At 70.7% G+C, this 17,754-nt stretch carries 12 protein-coding genes and 3 pseudogenes; 9 read left to right on the forward strand and 6 right to left on the reverse strand.

What is annotated here, in order from left to right; genetic code table 11:
- Positions 1–533 precede the first annotated feature (533 nt).
- The 4 genes from R4Z62_RS32675 (at position 534) to R4Z62_RS32690 (ending at position 8,529) form a co-directional block, all read left to right on the forward strand.
- Complete coding sequence (locus tag R4Z62_RS32675; protein ID WP_491521695.1) at positions 534–4,463, forward strand: Pls/PosA family non-ribosomal peptide synthetase; 3,930 nt, start codon at positions 534–536, stop codon at positions 4,461–4,463.
- A complete protein-coding gene (locus R4Z62_RS32680; protein WP_491521696.1) occupies positions 4,460–5,881 on the forward strand; it encodes a M1 family metallopeptidase in 1,422 nt (473 codons plus the stop codon). Before R4Z62_RS32675 ends, R4Z62_RS32680 begins: the two co-directional genes overlap by 4 nt.
- Positions 5,882–6,210: 329 nt before the next feature.
- The gene (locus tag R4Z62_RS32685) at positions 6,211–6,552 is read left to right on the forward strand and encodes a hypothetical protein (RefSeq protein WP_382848672.1); all 342 of its coding nucleotides are present in this window, start codon (positions 6,211–6,213) and stop codon (positions 6,550–6,552) included.
- 780 nt (positions 6,553–7,332) lie between these two features.
- Entirely contained in the window at positions 7,333–8,529 is a 1,197-nt protein-coding gene (locus tag R4Z62_RS32690) for an outer membrane protein assembly factor BamB family protein (protein ID WP_382848670.1), read from the forward strand.
- Positions 8,530–9,551: 1,022 nt separating this feature from the next.
- Here the strand turns inward: R4Z62_RS32690 and R4Z62_RS32695 are convergent.
- Positions 9,552–9,866 carry an STAS domain-containing protein gene (locus tag R4Z62_RS32695; protein WP_491521697.1) on the reverse strand — a complete coding sequence of 105 codons (315 nt, stop codon included), beginning with the start codon at positions 9,864–9,866 and terminating at the stop codon, positions 9,552–9,554.
- 459 nt (positions 9,867–10,325) lie between these two features.
- On the opposite strand from R4Z62_RS32695, the pseudogene R4Z62_RS32700 reads away from it, so the two are divergent.
- Positions 10,326–10,697: pseudogene (locus R4Z62_RS32700) on the forward strand (Tn3 family transposase); the annotation flags it as partial.
- On the opposite strand, the pseudogene R4Z62_RS32705 reads toward R4Z62_RS32700, so the two are convergent.
- A pseudogene (locus tag R4Z62_RS32705) lies at positions 10,693–10,827 on the reverse strand (Tn3 family transposase); the annotation flags it as partial. The pseudogenes R4Z62_RS32700 and R4Z62_RS32705 overlap by 5 nt on opposite strands.
- Between R4Z62_RS32705 and R4Z62_RS32710 the strand changes: the two are divergent.
- Both R4Z62_RS32710 and R4Z62_RS32715 read left to right on the forward strand, forming a co-directional pair.
- A pseudogene (locus tag R4Z62_RS32710) lies at positions 10,826–11,024 on the forward strand (hypothetical protein); the annotation flags it as partial. The pseudogenes R4Z62_RS32705 and R4Z62_RS32710 overlap by 2 nt on opposite strands.
- 173 nt (positions 11,025–11,197) lie before the next feature.
- Positions 11,198–12,370: a permease gene (locus tag R4Z62_RS32715; RefSeq protein ID WP_491521698.1), complete on the forward strand. Its 1,173-nt coding sequence runs from the start codon at positions 11,198–11,200 to the stop codon at positions 12,368–12,370.
- A gap of 597 nt (positions 12,371–12,967) precedes the next feature.
- Here R4Z62_RS32715 and R4Z62_RS32720 read toward each other — a convergent pair.
- The gene (locus R4Z62_RS32720) at positions 12,968–13,459 is read right to left on the reverse strand and encodes a hypothetical protein (protein ID WP_491521699.1); all 492 of its coding nucleotides are present in this window, start codon (positions 13,457–13,459) and stop codon (positions 12,968–12,970) included.
- A gap of 77 nt (positions 13,460–13,536) precedes the next feature.
- On the opposite strand from R4Z62_RS32720, the gene R4Z62_RS32725 reads away from it, so the two are divergent.
- Both R4Z62_RS32725 and R4Z62_RS32730 read left to right on the forward strand, forming a co-directional pair.
- Positions 13,537–14,016: a hypothetical protein gene (locus R4Z62_RS32725; RefSeq protein ID WP_491521700.1), complete on the forward strand. Its 480-nt coding sequence runs from the start codon at positions 13,537–13,539 to the stop codon at positions 14,014–14,016.
- Between the two features lie 55 nt (positions 14,017–14,071).
- Entirely contained in the window at positions 14,072–15,535 is a 1,464-nt protein-coding gene (locus tag R4Z62_RS32730; protein ID WP_491521701.1) for an alpha/beta hydrolase, read from the forward strand.
- 276 nt (positions 15,536–15,811) lie between these two features.
- Here the strand turns inward: R4Z62_RS32730 and R4Z62_RS32735 are convergent.
- The 3 genes from R4Z62_RS32735 to R4Z62_RS32745 form a co-directional block, all read right to left on the reverse strand.
- Positions 15,812–17,022, reverse strand: a protein-coding gene (locus tag R4Z62_RS32735) for an IS3 family transposase (RefSeq protein ID WP_491521702.1) whose coding sequence is annotated in 2 segments (ribosomal slippage) — positions 15,812–16,737 and positions 16,737–17,022 — 1,212 coding nt in all. Because the reading frame shifts where the segments join, the coding sequence is not laid out codon by codon here.
- Between the two features lie 94 nt (positions 17,023–17,116).
- Positions 17,117–17,278, reverse strand: a complete 162-nt coding sequence (locus R4Z62_RS32740) for a hypothetical protein (protein ID WP_491521703.1) — start codon at positions 17,276–17,278, stop codon at positions 17,117–17,119.
- Positions 17,279–17,358: 80 nt separating this feature from the next.
- The gene (locus tag R4Z62_RS32745; RefSeq protein WP_491521704.1) at positions 17,359–17,685 is read right to left on the reverse strand and encodes a hypothetical protein; all 327 of its coding nucleotides are present in this window, start codon (positions 17,683–17,685) and stop codon (positions 17,359–17,361) included.
- Between the last annotated feature and the right edge of the window lie 69 nt (positions 17,686–17,754).

Consider the following 17,754-nt stretch of genomic DNA (forward strand, 5'->3'; position numbering starts at 1 on the left):
CTCCTGTTCAGCCGACGTGCCGCTGCGGACGGCACCGGCCTGTGGCTGACCGGGGTCTGGATCCGTCGCGCGCATTCCCCGGGTACGGCTGCGGGCCCGCGTACACCCGTGAGGGCGGCGTGGAGAGATGCCAGGCGCACGGCCTCGCGTGGCATCTGCGCGGACTGCGGGCCATGCCTGGAACGGCGACCGCGCCTCATGACGCGTGCACGGAGTGCGGTGCCGGGACCGCACCGCAACGGTATTCCTTACCTGAACAGAACTGTTTCCGCCCCTTTTTCTCGCCGCTTTCTTTCCGGGTCACCGAAACCCCTCTTCGTGATTTCCGTGCAGTCGAACACGGAAGAACGAATCATCTACGGTTCCTCAATTCCTTCCCATGGGCCGGTGCGGAATGACTTGCCGTTCATTGGTGCACCACCTGGTGTCTCGCGGCATCTGAAGGGCTGACAAGGGCATTACGCCCACCCGGCACCACGGACAGAGGCACCACATTGTCTTCGCCTGCATTCGAGCCGCTCGGCCGACCGCACATGTCGTCCGGTGACCGGGCTCTCTTCCGCACCGCGGACGCGCCGTCCCCCCGCACGCTGATCGACGTCCTGCACACCACCGCCCGCGCCCATCCGCAGGCGCCCGCCCTGGACACCGGCGGCGAAACACTCTCCTACGGCGACCTGTGCGCCGAGGTCCGCGACCGCGCCCGGCGCCTGGCCCGCCGGGGCATCGGACCCGGCGACAGAGTGGGCGTCCGGCTGCCGTCGGGCACGGCGGAGCTGTACCTGTCAATCCTGGCGGTGCTGAGCTGCGGCGCGGCCTATGTACCGGTCGACGCCGACGATCCCGACGAGCGGGCCGCCACCGTCTTCCGCGAGGCGGGGGTGTGCGCCGTCCTGGCCGCCGGCCCGCAGCCGGCCGGCCTGCCGTCGCCCACCGGCGCGGCGGCGGGCGAGCTGCGCGCGCCCGCGCTTGAGGACGACGCGTGGATCATCTTCACCTCCGGCTCGACCGGCGCGCCCAAAGGGGTCGCCGTCACCCACCGGTCCGCCGCCGCCTTCGTCGACGCCGAGGCGGACCTGTTCCTCCGGGAACGTCCGCTGGGGCCGGGCGACCGCGTCCTGGCGGGGCTGTCGGTCGCCTTCGACGCCTCCTGCGAGGAGATGTGGCTGGCCTGGCGCTCCGGCGCCTGCCTCGTACCCGCCGAACGCGCCCTGGTGCGCGCGGGCCACGAGTTGGGCCCCTGGCTCGACGCACGGGGCATCACCGCCGTTTCCACCGTGCCGACGCTGCTGGCCATGTGGCCCGAACAGGCGCTGCGGCGTGTCCGGTTGCTGATCCTGGGCGGTGAGGCGTGCCCGCCCGGCCTCGTCGACCGGTTCGCCGCGCCGGACCGGGAGATGTGGAACACGTACGGCCCCACCGAGACCACCGTCGTCACCTGCGCCGCACTCCTCGCCCCACGCCGCACCGTACGGATCGGACTGCCACTGCGGGGCTGGCGGCTGGCCGTCGTCGACGCGGCCGGCGAACCGGTCGCGTACGGGCAGGAGGGCGAACTCGTCATCGCGGGCGCGGGCACAGGGCGCTACCTCGACCCGGTCAAGGACGCCGAACGGTTCCGGCCCTGTCCCGCCCTGGGCGCACCGCGTGCCTACCACTCGGGCGACCTCGTGCGTGCCGACCCCGAAGGTCTGGTGTTCGTCGGACGCGCCGACGACCAGGTCAAACTCGGCGGACGCCGGGTCGAACTGGGGGAGATCGACGCGGCCCTGCTCGCCCTGCCCGCGGTAGGGGCGGCGGCAGCGGCCGTCAGGACGACCGCGGGCGGTACGGACCTGCTCGTCGGCTACGTCGTCCCCGCACCGCCCACCGGGGGAGGGCCGGTCTTCGACGCGGCCGGGGCCAGGGCACTGCTGGCGGAGCGGCTGCCCGCAGCGCTCGTACCGGTGCTGGCAGAGGTGGCCGACCTGCCCGTCCGTCCCTCCGGGAAGATCGACCGCTCGGCCCTGCCCTGGCCCGTGCCCCTCGACGGGGACGAGTGCGGGACCGGCGGCCCGGAGCACGATCTGCGCGGGACGTCCGCACGGCTGGCCGACCTCTGGGAGCAACTGCTCGGCCGGCGGCCCGGCCCGGACAGCGACTTCACGGCCCTGGGCGGGGCCAGCCTCACGGCGGCCCGGATGACATCGATGCTCAGGGAGCGGCACCCGGGCCTCTCCGTCGCCGACGTCTACCGGCACCCCGTGCTCCGGCACCTGGCCGACCACCTCGACTCCCTGGCCACCACCACGGCCGCCGTACGGCCCGCCCGCCCGGTCCCGCGGCGTACCTCGGTGATCCAGTTCTGCGTCCAGACGGCCGCCTACGGTGTCGCCGGACTACGCGTGCTGGTCGGACTGGCTGCGGCCGACGACGTCCTCGGCTGGTTCGCCCCGCACGAGTGGACACCGCACACGTCGTGGTGGCTGGTCCTCCTCGGCTGGCTGGTGCTGTTCAGCGCACCGGCGCGCTGCCTGATCGGAGCGGCCCTCGCCCGCACGCTGACCCGCTCGGTCACCATCGGCGCCCACCCGCGCGGCGGAACCGTCCATCTGCGGCTGTGGAGCGCCGAGCGGGCCGTGGCCGTCTTCGGTGTGCCGTCTCTGCTCGGCACCCCCTGGGCCGCCCGGTACGCACGGGTCCTGGGCTGCACGACGGGCCGGGACGTCCGGCTGCACGCCATGCCGCCCGTGACCGGCCTGGCCGACCTGGGTGACGGATGCAGCGTCGAGCCGGAGACCGACCTCTCGGGCTGGTGGCTCGACGGTGACACCCTGCACGTCGGACGCGTCAGCGTCGGCGCCGGCGCACGGGTGGGACACCGCAGCATGCTGCTGCCCGGCGCCGCGGTCGGCGACGGCGCCGAACTCACAGCCGGAAGCTGCCTGAACACACATGTCCCCGACGGACAGGTGTGGACCGGTTCCCCCGCCCGGCCCGCCGAGGCGGCCGAGCGTGGGGCGGGCACCGGATGGCCCGCGCCGCCTCAGGGGCGGCGCGGGCGCCGCCACCTCGCCTACGCGCTGACCCTCGCCGGATGGCCCCTGCTGACGCTGGCGGCCTCCGCGCCCGCCCTGTTCGCGGCCTACCTCCTGGTACGTCACACACCGGTCCTGTCCGAGGCTGCGCCGCGCCTGCTCGTCGCCGCACCGCTCTTCGCGGTCACCACCACGGTGTGCGGCATGCTGATCACGGCCCTGACCGTGCGCCTGCTGAGCCGCGCCATCACCCCCGGCCTGCACCGGGCGGACGGGGCCGTGGCCTGGCGGGCCTGGCTGGTCACCCGGCTCCTGGACGGTGCCCGGGCCCGTCTGTTCCCCCTCTACGCGAGCCTCGCCACACCGCACTGGCTGCGCCTGCTCGGCGCGCGCGTCGGACGCGGTACCGAGATCTCGACCGTGCTGCCCCTGCCGTCCCTGCTGGACGTGCGGGACGGCGCGTTCCTCGCCGACGACACGCTCGTCGCACCGTACGAACTGCACGGCGGCTGGATGCGGTTGGGACCTGTGCGCATCGGGACGCGCGCGTTCGTCGGCAACTCCGGCATCGTCGGGGCCGGCCGCGAGGTCCCCGACCGCGCGCTGATCGGCGTACTGTCCGACGCACCGGCCCACGGCCGGGCGGGCACGTCGTGGATCGGCCGCCCGGCGATGCCACTGCCCCGGGCCGCCGAACACTCCGATCCGGCACGGACGTTCGCCCCGCCCCGGCGGCTGGTGGCCGCCCGCGCGGCCGTGGAGACCTGCCGCCTGCTGCCGGTCGTCCTCGGCACGCTGCTCGCCGAGTGCGTGCTGCTGGGTGAGCAGGACGCACTGGTCGCGGGCGGACTGCCGTTGGCGGTGCTCGCCGGAGCTCCGCTCCTGCTGGCCGCCGGCCTGGCGGCCTGTCTGCTGACCACCCTCGCCAAGTGGCTGCTCGTGGGCCGGTTCCGGCCCGGTGAACGCCCCCTGTGGTCGTCGTTCGTGTGGCGCAACGAGCTCTTCGACACCTTCGTGGAGGTGCTGGCCGTGCCGTGGGGAGCCGGAGCCCACCTCGGCACCCCCGCGCTCAACTGGTGGCTGCGCAGCCTGGGCGCCCGCGTGGGACGCGGGGTGTGGTGCGAGACGTACTGGCTGCCCGAGACCGATCTGATCAGCCTCGGCGACGGGGTCAGCGTCAACCGAGGGTGTGTCCTGCAGACCCACCTCTTCCACGACCGGATCATGCGGATGGACACGGTGCGCGTGGCCGACGGAGCGTCCCTCGGCCCGCACAGCATCGCCCTGCCCGGCACCACGATCGGCGCCGGGGCCTCCATCGCCGCGTCCTCGCTCGTGATGCGCGGCGAAACCGTGCCCGGCGGCACCCGATGGGCCGGCAACCCCATCGCCGGCGCGACCCCGCTCCGCGCCGACGGCGTCCTCCCGAAGGAGGAGGCGGCATGACCCGGTGCACCCGGCGTGCCCTGATCCGCGGCGCCGCCCTCGCCCCGCTCGCGGCGACCGCCGCCGACCGCCTCTCGCAGCCCGTCGCCGAACGGTACTTCCCCGGCCACGGATCGTACGGCCACCACACCACCTCCTACGAGCTGCGCCTCACCTACGACCCGGCGGCCGGCCTCCTGGAGGGCCGCGCGCTCATCCGGGCCGTGGCCGCCCGGCCGCTGCGCGAGGTCGAACTCGACCTCGCACGGCTCACGGTGCGCAGCGCCCGCGTGGACGGCATCGGCGTCCCCGCCAGGAAGAAGCGGAACAAGCTGCTCCTGCCCACCCCGCACCTCTTCGCCGCAGGAGCCCCCTTCGCCCTGGACATCGCCTACGGCGGCCAACCCGGCCCCGTACGCAGCCCGTTCGGTGCGATCGGCTGGGACCGCACCGGCGACGCACACGGCGGAACGCTCGTGGCCGCCCAGCCGCTCGGTGCCCCCACCTGGTTCCCCTGCAACGACCGCCCGGACGACAAGGCCGAGTTCGTCTTCCGGATCACCGTGCCCCGGGGCCACCACGCGCTCGCCAACGGCACGCTCGCCGAACACCGTGCGGACGCCGCCGGCGAATGCTGGACGTATCACCACAGCGGTCCCATGGCTCCCTACCTCGCCACCCTCTACACCGGCCGCTTCGCCCACGACACCTGGCGGGCCCGCGACAGCGCGACCGGCCGGACCGTCACCGGACGCGACGCCTACCCCGCCCACCTCTCCCACCACGCCCGCCACGACCTCGCCCGCCAGCCCGCCATGATCGAGGCGTTCACCGGCTGGTTCGGCCCCTACCCCTTCGAGACGTACGGCGCCGTCGTCGTGGACGCCGACCTCGACGAACCCGTGGAGAACCAGACCCTCCCCGTCTTCGGACGCAACCACATCGACGGCGGACGCACCTGGGAGACACTCGTCGCGCACGAGCTGGCACACCAGTGGTACGGCAACAGCCTGAGCCTGCGCGACTGGCGCGACATCTGGCTGAACGAGGGCTTCGCCACCTACTGCGAGTGGCTGTGGTCCGAGCACATCGGCGAGGACCCGGCCGACGCGATCGCCCGGCGCGAGTGGGCCGCGCTGCACAGCCGGCCGCAGAACCTCCGGCTCGGCGACCCGGGCCGGGACCGCATCTTCGACGACCGCGTCTACACCCGCGGCGCCTGCACCCTGCACGCCCTGCGTCTGACCATGGGCGACGAGCGCTTCTTCACCCTGCTGCGCACCTGGCACCACGCCCACCGCGGCCGCAGCGCCGACACCCGCGCCTTCATCGCTCACGCCGCCCGCCACGCCCCCCACACCACCGGACCGCTCCTGCACGCCTGGCTCTACGACGAGCCGCTCCCGCCCCTGCCGCGGCCGGGCGCCGGCCGGACCTGAAGACGGCCCAGCACGGACATCACCTTCTGTGGCCGTCGGCTTCGCCCACGACAGCCTGCCCGTCGTGGCCCCGCCGACGCCAGGGGGCTGTTCGCCGTGATCAGCCGGCTCCCCGACATCGGCTTCGGGGATCAATCAGGACGTGGTTACTGACCTTGTCGGCTTGATGTCGTAGGGAGCGACGTTTCGTGATCCCCGCGGTATGCCGTCTGCTGTTACCATCGGCGCGGTCCCGGCGGGATCGGCAATCACCGACCTTGGCAGGGCAAGTGGTAGAAGCACCTCGCTCCGTCAGCAGCACGGACGCCCCGCGCGGTCCGCTGATCATCGTGGATGACGACCAGTGGGTGTACGTCTACTCCACCGTGGAAGACCTCGCACACGACGTCGAGCCGGCCTTCGCCGACGACATCGTGGGCGCCTTCGACGGATCAGCACGCCCGCTGCTGATCACGTGGCCCGAGAACTCCGCCCACGTGGTCGTCGCTGACGGGACCTCCCGTCTACAACAACTGCAAGAGCACATGGACTCCTTCTTCCATGCATGGACGACGAACGCTCCTCCGCAGCACGGAGCGACGGCGGAGGAGTACGTCCGGAGTGTGCTTGAGGCATACGCCCTGAGGAACGAGTTGCGTCGCAAGAACAAGCGGCGTCGGAAGGCCGAGTAAGCAGATACACCCCGATAGGTGAAACGGCGGGGCTCCCGGACGCGCGTTTCCGCTCCGAAGAGTCCCGCTTTAGAACTCCTATCGGAATGACTACAGGCATCGCCAGCAGATGAGTGCGCATCCGAGGGCGAGGAGGACTTTGTGGATGTAAGACGCCGGTCTGGCAGTTCTCGGTCCGGCCGGCGGTTCGGAGTACTGGCGCTGGATTGCGGCTGGTCTCGCCGAGCTTGTCGGCGACGTACTCCTGCAGGTCGTCGCGGACGTCGCCGGCCTCTCATTTCGATCCGGCGAGGAGGTGCTGCAAGCCGTTGGGCGTGGGATGGCTGGCCTGTTCGGCCAGCTGTCAGCTGTTCTCGCGGGTAACCGGGGCGCAGTTCGCGTACGCAGTCACGTATGCGCCAGCGGAGCTCGACTCGGCCGAAGCGATGCCCGACGCCAGGAAGATCATCCAGTTCGAGGTCCCATTGCGTGGTGTGGCGGGTACTCTCTGATCACCCACGGAGGCTGCTCCGCAGCTGTCACTACCTGCGGCGTTGTCGCACGATCGAGGGGCGGCCCCAGGGGGGGGCCGCCCCTGCACGGTCGGTGTCCTGCTGCAATCCAGCCGCGCAGCAAACCCGCAGTACCGAACTGGCCATCATTCCATGGATGTGAACGTCCAGTGGGGGTAGTAGGGCGCGTGGTCGTCCGTCCGGGTGACTTCCGTACAGGGGGTATCTCTTGAAAGCAACAACACGCCGCATACGCACGAGAGTCGGCGTCGTCTGCGTTGCCGCCGTCATGCTGCTGACCGTCACGGGCTCGCCCCGTGCGGCCACGGTCGTGCCGGGCCGGACCGCCACCGCGGCGGAGCTGGCCGACGCCACGCTCGGCTACCGCGCCGACAGCCACGCGGACGGCTTCGTCGCGGGCGCGACGGCGGCACCGCCCTACCGCACACTGTGGTCACGGGATTTCGGGACGGTCGTGTCGGCGCCGGTCGCGGTCGGCGACCGCGTGTACGCCGTCGTCAACGCGGACGACGGCACCAGCGGCGGCCCGCGCATGATGCTCGTCGGCCTCGACGCCGCCACTGGCAGGGACCTGTGGCCGGCGGTCTCCCTCACACAGAACGAACCGCAGGCCGGGGTGTCCTACGGCGGCGGCCTGCTCTACACCGAGACGGCACGTGGCACGATCGCCGCCTGGGACCCCGCCACCGGACACCGCGAGTGGTCCCTGACGCTGAACTCGGCCTCCATGCAGTACCCGCCCGTCTGGTACGACGGCCTGCTCTACCTCCAGGACGGCCGCGGCACCGCCCTGGCGCTGCGCGCCGACACCGGGGCCAGGGTGTGGACGGCACCGCTCGCCGAGTACTCCTGGGCGCCTACCGTCGTCGACTCCACCGGCGTGTGGATCGGCTTCGACGGCATCGCCTGGAACCACCTCGACCTCAAGGCCGGCGCGCAACTGCACCACTTCCAGGTGCCCGACCGTTCGGGCGCCTACGGCAACCCGGTGGCCCTCGGCGCCGGAGCCGCCTGGATGCGCAGCAGCTCCGGCGACAACGACGAGACGGTCACCGCCTACGACCAGAAGACAGGCGCGGCCGTACGGACACTGCCGGCCGACGCGACCCCGGTGTTCGGTCCGGGCCGCGTCTACGTCGCCCACCGCGGCGAGGTGCGCGCGCTCGACACCAGTACGTACCGAACGGCCTGGACCTACACCAGCAGTGTGCGGGCGGCCACCGTGCGGCTGGTCGCGGGCGGTTACGTGTATGTGGAGGACGGCGACGGACGCCTCGTCGTGCTCGACGAGCGGACCGGCTCCGTGGTGTGGACGTACCGGCGTTACCCGGAGCCGCCGCCCATGTCGCCGAACCCGGCCGAGGAGGACTGGCGCGGCTTCGTCGTCCCCGGCATCGCCACGTCCGGGTCCCGCCTCTTCGTTCCGGCCGCGGAGGGCGCACTGGTCGCCTTCGGCAAGGCGTAGGACCGACCGCGGCCCGGCACGGTGCACGTGGGCGCCGTGCCGGGCCGGGCCGCGGTCGCACCCCAGCCGGAGCGGGAGACCGCGCCGCGAAGGCCGGGGCGCGTGAGATGTCCCGGGTGATGTCGCCGCGCGTCCGGCCGGATGGAAGGTCTTGGCGCGCATGAGCGCGAGGGCTTCCTCACGATTGACGCGGCGACGATCGACCAGCGTCTGAGCTGCTCGTGCCGTGTCGAACCGGCTGACACGGAGCGTGTGTTGCGGTTTCGAGACCGGGTCCGACTGCCCGGCGAGCGAGCAGAATGTCCCGGGTGGCTACGAGTGCGGCCGTCACCGTGTCGGGTGCGACGGGCGCACCTGCTCCGGTTCGTCCGCGCCGAGCGCGTACGCGCGGTGCGCCAGCAAGCCGACCGAGCCAAGGTCGTAGTCGCCGAGTACAGAGGGAGGGCGTAGGCCGAGCCCACCTCCGGCAGCCTCTCGCGCACGGTCGCAACCGAACAGAGAAGACCCTGCGGCGATCTCTGGCCTCGGACGGCGGGCTGCCCGGGCGGCCCGCCGTTCTGGCCTTCGCCCGGGGGCTGCCGCGGAAGTGACCGAAGCCAACCTGATGTGGAAGGCGGCTGTGGGCGCAGTCCGTCCGCAGCCGGTCATGGCGGCCGAAGACCGGCACGAACCGGTGGCTTCACCACCCAAGCGGGGATGGCTATAGCCATGCGCCGCATATTCGCCGCCGCCAGCAGGACACCGGTACGGCGCGCGCCGACGGAGCATCGGGATGTTGGCGACGCCCGCCGCGCAACCGTGAGTAGCCGTGAACACCCGCCACAGCAGAACGCTGGATATGGCGCTATACGCTGTGGTGATGGTGAGCGGCCGGGACATGAACGAGGCCGACGTCGATGCCGTGTCCGCGCTGCGGGCGCGGGGCTGGCAGACCACCTGCGGTGGACACGACGTAGTTCCTCAGGATGTCGGTGTGCTCGCCTCTGGTGGTGGCCGGAGTCCTGACCGACGCCCAGCCCAGGCTAATTTCTCAGTGCTTCGAGATTCACGGCCGGGAAGAGCGAGGCCGGCAGGGCGAGGAGCCGGTGGTGCTGAGGACGCGGCCCTCGGACGAACAGGGTCCGGGAGTGCTGGCGGGTGCTGGCCTGTTGTTCGTGCAGCAGGTGGAGTGCGGCGACGTCCGTGATGGCGACCTGGTCCAGGGTCCAGGTCGCCGACCGTACGGAGTCCGGCAGGGCGGCGGAGGCCGCGCGGAGGGCGGGCAGGGCGTCGTGGTCGATGTCGCCGTGCGGGCAGATCGCGGCGGCGTCGTTGAGGATGATGGTGCTGGTCGTCACGGGCGTGGCCCCCTTCGAGGGGGGTGAGAGCCCGAGGACGGCGCAGCCCGGTGTGTGGGGCTGGTCGGCAACGGGGGGCTTCCATCCGTCCCGGGCCGGGACGACAGATGATGCCCATGCCAGTATCCCTATGTCCTGAGGGAGCGGCAGGCTCGTGGTCACTTCGATGGTTCCACGCCGTCGGCATCGCTCAGCCGGTGTGCCATGTGATGTTGCCTACCCGCTTTCCACGCGGCCGTGTCGCCCGGTCGGGTGCTGCCCATGGGAGTGCTGCCGGGAGGACGACCGGAACTGGGTATGCAGTGATGTTGGGGATGTCGTCGGGGAAGAACCCCTGTGACGCCAGGGAGGCTGCCGTGACACGTGAGCGGACCGGGCTGGCGGAGGTGCTGGCCGCAGCGGAGAATATGGCGCCGGTGGCCTCGCTGGACGTGGTGGCGCGCAACCTGCGCCCGACCCTCGTACTTCGACATGGTGCTCGTCCTGTTCAAGACCCTCGGATACAACTTCAGCCCCCGCTTCCGAGACCTGGAGGACGAGCGGTTCTGGAGAGGCACCATGCCCGCCGTCGAGACCGGCACGTACGGCGCGGTGGAGAACCTGGCCCGCAGCCGCGTGAACCTGAACAGGGTGATCACGCACTGACTGGACATGCTCAAGGTCGCCGGTTTCCTGGTCACCAACCAGATCCGCGCCTACGGCCTGCTGCGCATGTTCGGCCGCGACGGCCGCCCGACCCTGCTCGGGGCGGCGTTCGCCGAGTATGGGCGGATCGCGAAGACCGAGCACCTGCTGCGGGTGGTCCGGTCGACGACACCTACCGCCGTAGGCCGAGCGCGCTGAGCTGGTCCTTCCAACCCGTCGCGGTACGCCTGGCGGATAGTGCCGTGCTCGCCGTGGTACGGTCCCGGGCCAGCTCGTGGCGGGACTCCTGCACGGTGAGCTGGCGGTTCATCTGACGGCTCCGCGCCGAGGGTCACGAGATCCGGGACGAGGTCATCGCCCGCCTGTCCCCGCTCAAGCACCGCAACCTGGGCCTGCTCGGTCGCTACAGCTTCACCGCCAGTGTTCCGGCATGGTGCCCTGCGCCCACTGCGCGACCCGGCCGCGCCGGAGCTGGACGAAGACGAGGACGAGGACGAGACGGCAGCGGACTGAAGCAGCGGCGTCAGCCGGGGCACCCGCGCAGGGTCGTACCGCTTGACCGCCCAAGGTGGCATTACCGGACCAAGGCGGCGTGGCGGCCCGTATCGCGGAGTCGTTGACACTGCACCGTGAGGGGAACACCGATCGGGCGGTGCTCCGGGCCCGTCCGGGGCAGGAGCACACATATGCATGCAATCTGGCACGCCTTGTCGATCACCGGATCCATGGCGTGGGAGATCGCCTGGGCTCTGATCCTGGGCTTCACCCTGTCCGCCGTGGTTCAGGCCGTGGTCCGCAAGTCCACGGTGGTCTCTCTGCTGGGCGACGATCATCCGCGCACCGTGGCCACCGCGACGGGACTGGGCATCGCCTCCTCGTCTTGTTCCTATGCCGCTGTTGCCCTGGCGCGTTCCCTGTTCCGCAAAGGCGCGGACTTCACCGCGGCGATGTCCTTCGAGATCGCCTCCACCAACCTGGTGGTCGAACTCGGTGTCATCCTGGCTCTGCTCATGGGCTGGCAGTTCACCGCTGCCGAGTTCACTGGAGGCGCGATCATGATCACCGCCCTGGTGGTGTTGTTCCGTCTCTTCTTGCACGACCAACTGCTGCGCGGAGCCCGCGAGCAGGCCGAACGCGGGCTGGCCGGCTCCATGGAGGGCCATGCCGCGATGGACATGTCCGTCCAACGTGAGGGCTCCTTCGCCCGCAGGCTGTTCTCCGGCGCCGGACTCACCTCCGTCTCCCGCGTCTTCGTGATGGAGTGGGCGGCCATCGTGCGGGACCTCGTGATCGGCCTGCTCATCGCGGGCGCGATCGCCGCCTGGGTACCGGACTCGTTCTGGAGCGCCTTCTTCTTCGACGGCCATCCGCTGGCGTCGAAGCTGTGGGGGCCGCTGATCGGGCCGCTGGTGGCCATCGCCTCGTTCGTGTGCTCGGTCGGCAATGTGCCCCTCGCGGTCGTGCTGTGGAAGGGCGGCATCAGCTTCGGCGGCGTCGTGGCATTCCTCTTCGCCGACCTGCTGATCCTGCCGATCCTGAACATCTACCGGAAGTACTACGGCATCCGCATGGCCCTCTTCATCCTTGGCACCTTCTACACGGCCATGGTCCTGGCGGGATACACCGTCGAGTTCGCCTTCGGCGGCCTCGGCCTGGTTCCCGACCGCGCGGACGCCAACGTTCCCGACAGCGGAGTCAGTTGGAACTACACCGCCTGGCTGAACATCGCCTTCATTGTGCTGGCCGTCATCCTGATCACCCGATTCCTACGCACCGGCGGCAAGGACATGCTGGGCATGATGGGCGGAGCACCCGGCTCCAGCCACGACCGCACCAGGCCAGACGAGTCCCCTCACTAACAGTCAGTGGCCATACCCCGGGGACAGCTTCAGCCGTGCAGGAAACCCTCCCCGTGATCGGAGATGTGTGCCTTCGAAACGGTGAGGGCGCGCTGAGTATCTACGGGCGTCCCACTTCCGCAGCGGGCCAGTTCTGTTGCGGTACGCGCGGGGCCTGTTCCGGGAGGGACTTTCATGAGCCGTTCGGGGCTCAGGTCGGCAAAGCCCACAAGTCTTGTACCCTGCGGAGTTGTGTCGTTACTCACAGGGAGTGTGGATGGTGAGGGTGCCGGCCTCGGTGTGGTGCGTCAGGCGGTGATCCTGGCCGGTGGTCTCACCACCGGCATGGCGGTACTCAAGGCCGATCACCCGGCCAACCAAACCATCGAGTCAGGTTTCCGGTCCCTGAACATCCCGGTGCCCGGCGTGATCCATGCACTGAGCGCCCGCGAGGCCGCCCTCGCCGGTGACGGGTCCACGGTCCGCTCCTTCAGGTCGGAGATGCTGGGGATGTGGAGCGGGTGGCAAGAGCCGGTCTCCACCGCCTTGCTCGGCAACTGGGCGGACCCTCTCTACGACCAAGGCTGCCTGATCCCTGATGCCCTGAGAAAGCTGAGGTCAGAGGTCAGCGTCATCAACCAGCAGCTCCCGGTCTGGCGCCACAAGGTCGTCAGCCGGTCGTGGCTGCTGCTGGCCGCCGTGTCGGGCACCCTCGAACGCGGGCCCGCCCTCGGCGGCGGGCGTCAGGTCGGTCAGGTAGGACGGCGAGGCGAGAAACACGGCCGGTGCCGCCCCGAGCAGGAACACCACGGCCACGATGGCGACGCGCCCCCGGCGCAGCGCCGTCGGCCCGTACCACGGCGCCAGGACACAGCCGATGCCGTAGCAGGCGAGCAGACCAATCGCGAGCGAGGTGAGCGGGCCGGAGCCGGTGTGGTGTGCGATGCCTACGGCCCGTGCGATCAGGGCGAGGGACGCCATGACCGCGGCGACGGCCACGCTGCCCCGGGCCCGGCCGGAGTAACCGCTCGACGGGTCCTTCCCAAAACTCCAGTCCGGCCATTGGCCAACGGAGAACTCGTCCGGTTCGCGTGCCCCCGCGTCGGCCATCGTACTCGGGGACGGTCGCCCGGTCATGCATGACAGATGGCATGGGTCCGGCGGGCGGGTTGGTGTGGGATGAGGTCATGTTGCACGCGAAGAGGAGCGATCCGTCGGGACAGGAGTACGAGGTCACCGAGGACAGCCGGGCGCTGACGACGTTCGCGCTGCGCAGAGGCCGCGTCGGTGCGCGCTTCACCCTGCACGGGGTCGACTACCTCGTCCGCACGCACCGCTTCAACGGTTCCTACGAACTGCTCGGCGCAGACGGGACGGTCGTCGCGACCACGGGCCGGGTACGCCGAAGCTGGCACATGACGTGCTCCGGGCGGGTCATCCCGTTCTCCCGGACCGCAGCGGCGGACCGGGAGAACGCCATGCTCGACGGCGATGGTGAGCCCGCCGGCACCATCCGCCGCACCGGACATCTCCGCTCCGAGGCGACCGCCGACCTGCCGGGCCTGGATCCCGGGCTCCAGGTCTTCGCGGTCATCGTCGTGCTGCTGCGCGGGCGGCGCAAGCGCGCAGCGGCAGCCGTCCGGGCGGCCTCCCTCTCGGGTGGCTGACGCCAGGTCGGAGCGTGCCCACACCCACTGTCCCGGCAAAGCGAGGGGAATGATCATGCGCAGGACCTGGCCGACGGTGCTCGCCATTATGATGGCGGCGGCGGCGACCTCGTGCACGTCGCGGACGACCGCGGCGGACACGCCGTCCCGGCCACCGCTGCGGTGGGGCGAGTGCCCCGGCCCGGCGGAGGCGGCGCTGGAGTGCGCGAAGCTCGCGGTGCCGCTCGACTACCGCCACCCTCACGGGCGGACGATCGACGTCGAGGTGTCCCGCCTGCCGAGCGGAAAGCCGGCTGAGAAGCGCGGCGTGCTCCTGCTCAACCCCGGGGGCCCCGGCCTGCCCGGGCTCCACGTCCCCGTCCTGATGAAGCTGCCCGAGAAGGTGCGCGACCGCTACGACGTGATCGGGTTCGACCCACGCGGTGTCGGCCACAGCACCCCTCTGAGCTGTGGCTTCACCAGGGCCCAGGGTGAGGCGGCGGTTAACCCGCCCGACCCGGGCAGCGCGGCTGACGTGTCGAGGCAGGCCGCGGCCGCGAAGAGCCTTGCGGCACAGTGCACCACGGCGAGGACTGCGAACCTGCTGCCGTACATCACCACCGCGAACACCGCGCGGGACATGGACCGGATCCGAGCGGCCCTGGGCGTGCCGAGGATCTCGTACTACGGCGAGTCCTACGGCACCTACCTCGGCGCCGTGTACACCACCCTCTTCCCCGGCCACGGTGACCGCGTCGTGCTCGACAGCAGCCTGCCGCCCGAGGGCTACGACGTCGAGGCCCTGCGCGGCCAGGGCGCGGGCTTCGAGACGCGCTTCCCCGACTTCGCGGAGTTCGCCGCCGCCGCACACCGGCGATACCACCTGGGCAGCACACCGGCCGCGGTGCGCGAGAAGTACTTCCGGCTCGCCGCGCGCCTCGACGACAAGCCCGTACGGGGATACGACGGCACGACGTTCCGCGTCGTCACCGCAGCGATGATCCGCGCGGACAGCGACCTCGCCGGCCTGGCCGCCATCTGGCACGCCCTGGACACGAACCAGCCGCCGCCGGGCTCCGCCGACCCCGGCGGCGGCGCGTACAGCGACAACTACCCCGCCGCCTACCTCGGGGTGATCTGCGGCGACTCCCACTGGCCGAAGGACCTCGCGACCTATCGGCACAACGTCACGGTCGACCGCGTGCGCCACCCGATGTACGGCGCGTTCACCGCCAACATCCGGCCGTGCGCCTTCTGGGCCGCCCCCTCGGAGCCGAAGGTGAGGATCACCGATCGGGGACCCTCCGACGTGCTCATGGTGCAAAACCTCCGCGATCCGGCGACCCCGCTGCCCGGGGCGCTCCGCACGCGTCGGGCCCTCGGTGAACGGGCCCGGATGGTCACGATCGACCAGGGCGGCCACGTGGCCTACCTGTCGGGCGCGAACGCCTGCGGGAACGACGCCGTGAACGACTATCTGGTCGTCGGGAGGCGACCTGCGCACGACACGTACTGCCCCGCCGCACAGCCGGTTCGATGACGGAGCCGGCACCGGTGCCTTAGGCCGGCTGTCGGGTCGGCGTGATCCAAACGACAGCCACCGAGGCGGGAGCCTCGCCGTATCACCCGCGTATCGGTGCCGGTAGCTGTAGATCACCATGCCGACAGGGATGTCGACTTCGCCGGCCTTCTTGATCCGCTGCCATTGGTTGCCGAGGTAGTAGTGCGGGAACGGCCGGGACGGATCCTGGGGTGGCGCAACAGGTAGCCGTCGACGGTGCCGTGCTGGGCCTTGACCCCGAATCCTGGACACGGGTTATGCGGCTGGTGTCAGCGTAGTTGATGTTGTTTCGGACGCTGTCTCGTAAGCGATCGGGCTGCGTTGCCCGAGGCGGGAGTGACGGCGTCGGGTGTTGTAACGGTTGAGCCAGCGGAATGCGTCGAGGCGGGCCTCACGTTCGCTGGACCAGTGCTTGCGGCCCTGAAGCGTCTCGCGTTTGAACGTTGCGTTGAAGGACTCGGCGAGGGCGTTGTCCGCGGAGCTGCCGATTGCGCTCATGGACTGGCGGACGCCGGCTTGGCGGCAGGCGTCGGCGAAGACCCGGCTGGTGTACTGGGCCCCGTGGTCGGTGTGCATGACCGCTCCGGCGAGGCTGCCGCGGGTCCGTTCGGCGGCGGCCAGTGCGTCAGTGGCGTCAGTGACGAGGTCAGCGCGCATGTGGTCCGCAATGGCCCAGCCGGCCAGGCGGCGTGAGGCGAGGTCGATGACGGTGGCCAGGTAGAGGAACTTCCCGCCGTCCAGCGGGAGATAGGTAATGTCGCCGACGTACTTCGTGTTCGGCTCGCTTGCCGTGAAGTCGCGGCCGACGAGGTCCGGGGCCTTCGCCGCGGCCGGGTCCGCAACAGTGGTGCGGTGCCTGCGGCGCAAGCGCACGCCCGCCAGACCGGCGCCCCGCATCACACGCGCGATCCGCTTGTGATTGACGTGCTCACCCGCTTCGCGGAGCTCGGCTGTGATCCTCGGAACGCCATAGGTGCCGTCCGACTCGCGGTGCACGACCCGTATCCGGGCGGCGAGGCGAGCGTCGGCCGCCTGCCGGGCGGCCCGGTCCGCGGCCGTCCGACGCCAGTAGTAGAAGCTGGAGCGGGCGATGCCGAGGATGGTGCACAGCCGCTTCACGCCGTAGCGGCGGTGGTGGTCGGCAACGAACTGGAAGCGGTTCACCAGCGCGTCTCCCCGGCGAAATACTTCGCCGCCTTGCGCAGGATCTCGCGTTCTTCCTCCAACTCGCGGACCTTCTTGCGCAGAGCGGCATTCTCCGCTTCCAACGGCGTCGGTGGCTCGGTCGACACCTCCGCCCGGCGTCCCCGAGGACGGCTCGCGCCGGCTGCCCGCACCCAGTTCCGCAGGGTCTCGGGGTTGATGCCCAGATCGGCGGCGACCTGCCGGATCGTCGCCTCGGGCCGCGACTGGTACAGCGCGACCGCGTCCGCCTTGAACTGCGGCGGATATTTCTTCATGACCACGAGATGTCCATTCTCAGATCCTCAGGATCCAGTGTCTCGTGTGTCCAGGATCAAGGGGCAAAGCCCGCTTGTCGGCATACCACTCGATCGTGTCCTAGACGCGGGCGGGTAGGGACACGTCGCGGTATTCACCGTTCTTGCGGTGTTTGAGGCGGGCGTAATGGCCGGTGGTCTGGTTGACCTGCTCGGTGACCCGATAGACGTCGTCAGCGACGATGCCGCGCAGGTTGACGGCGGCGGCCTCGCCGTTGCGCATGCCGCAGCCGCTCATCAGATCAGCGATCAGCGATCAGCAGGAAACGATCGTCACCGGCGGTGCGTATCTGCCGCAGTTGCTCAGGTGAGGGGATGACCGCACGCTTCGGGTCGTACTGGGGCGGTTTCACCCCCGTCAGGGGGGTGCTCCTCGCACAGGCCCAGACGATGGGCGTCCAGGAGGGTCGCCTTGAGCTTGTCGAAGGCATTGGCCTGGGTGGCCAGGCCGACACCACCGCGTTCCATCGCCCGGACGAAGCCCTCGACGACCTCGTGGTCGAAGGTGTCCATCCGCCGGCTGCCCAGCAGCGGCAGCATGTGGTGCTCCAGCAGGGAGCCCGAGACCCGCTCCGCCTTCGTCCTGCTCCGCGGGCCGGCCTGCTTCCTGGCGTTGTAGACCTCGGTCAAACGCCCGACGGCCTTCTCGTGGGTCGCGAACCCGGATTCCTCCACCTGACGCCCGGCCGCCGACCGGTA

This window comes from Streptomyces sp. PL-25, assembly GCF_058344915.1.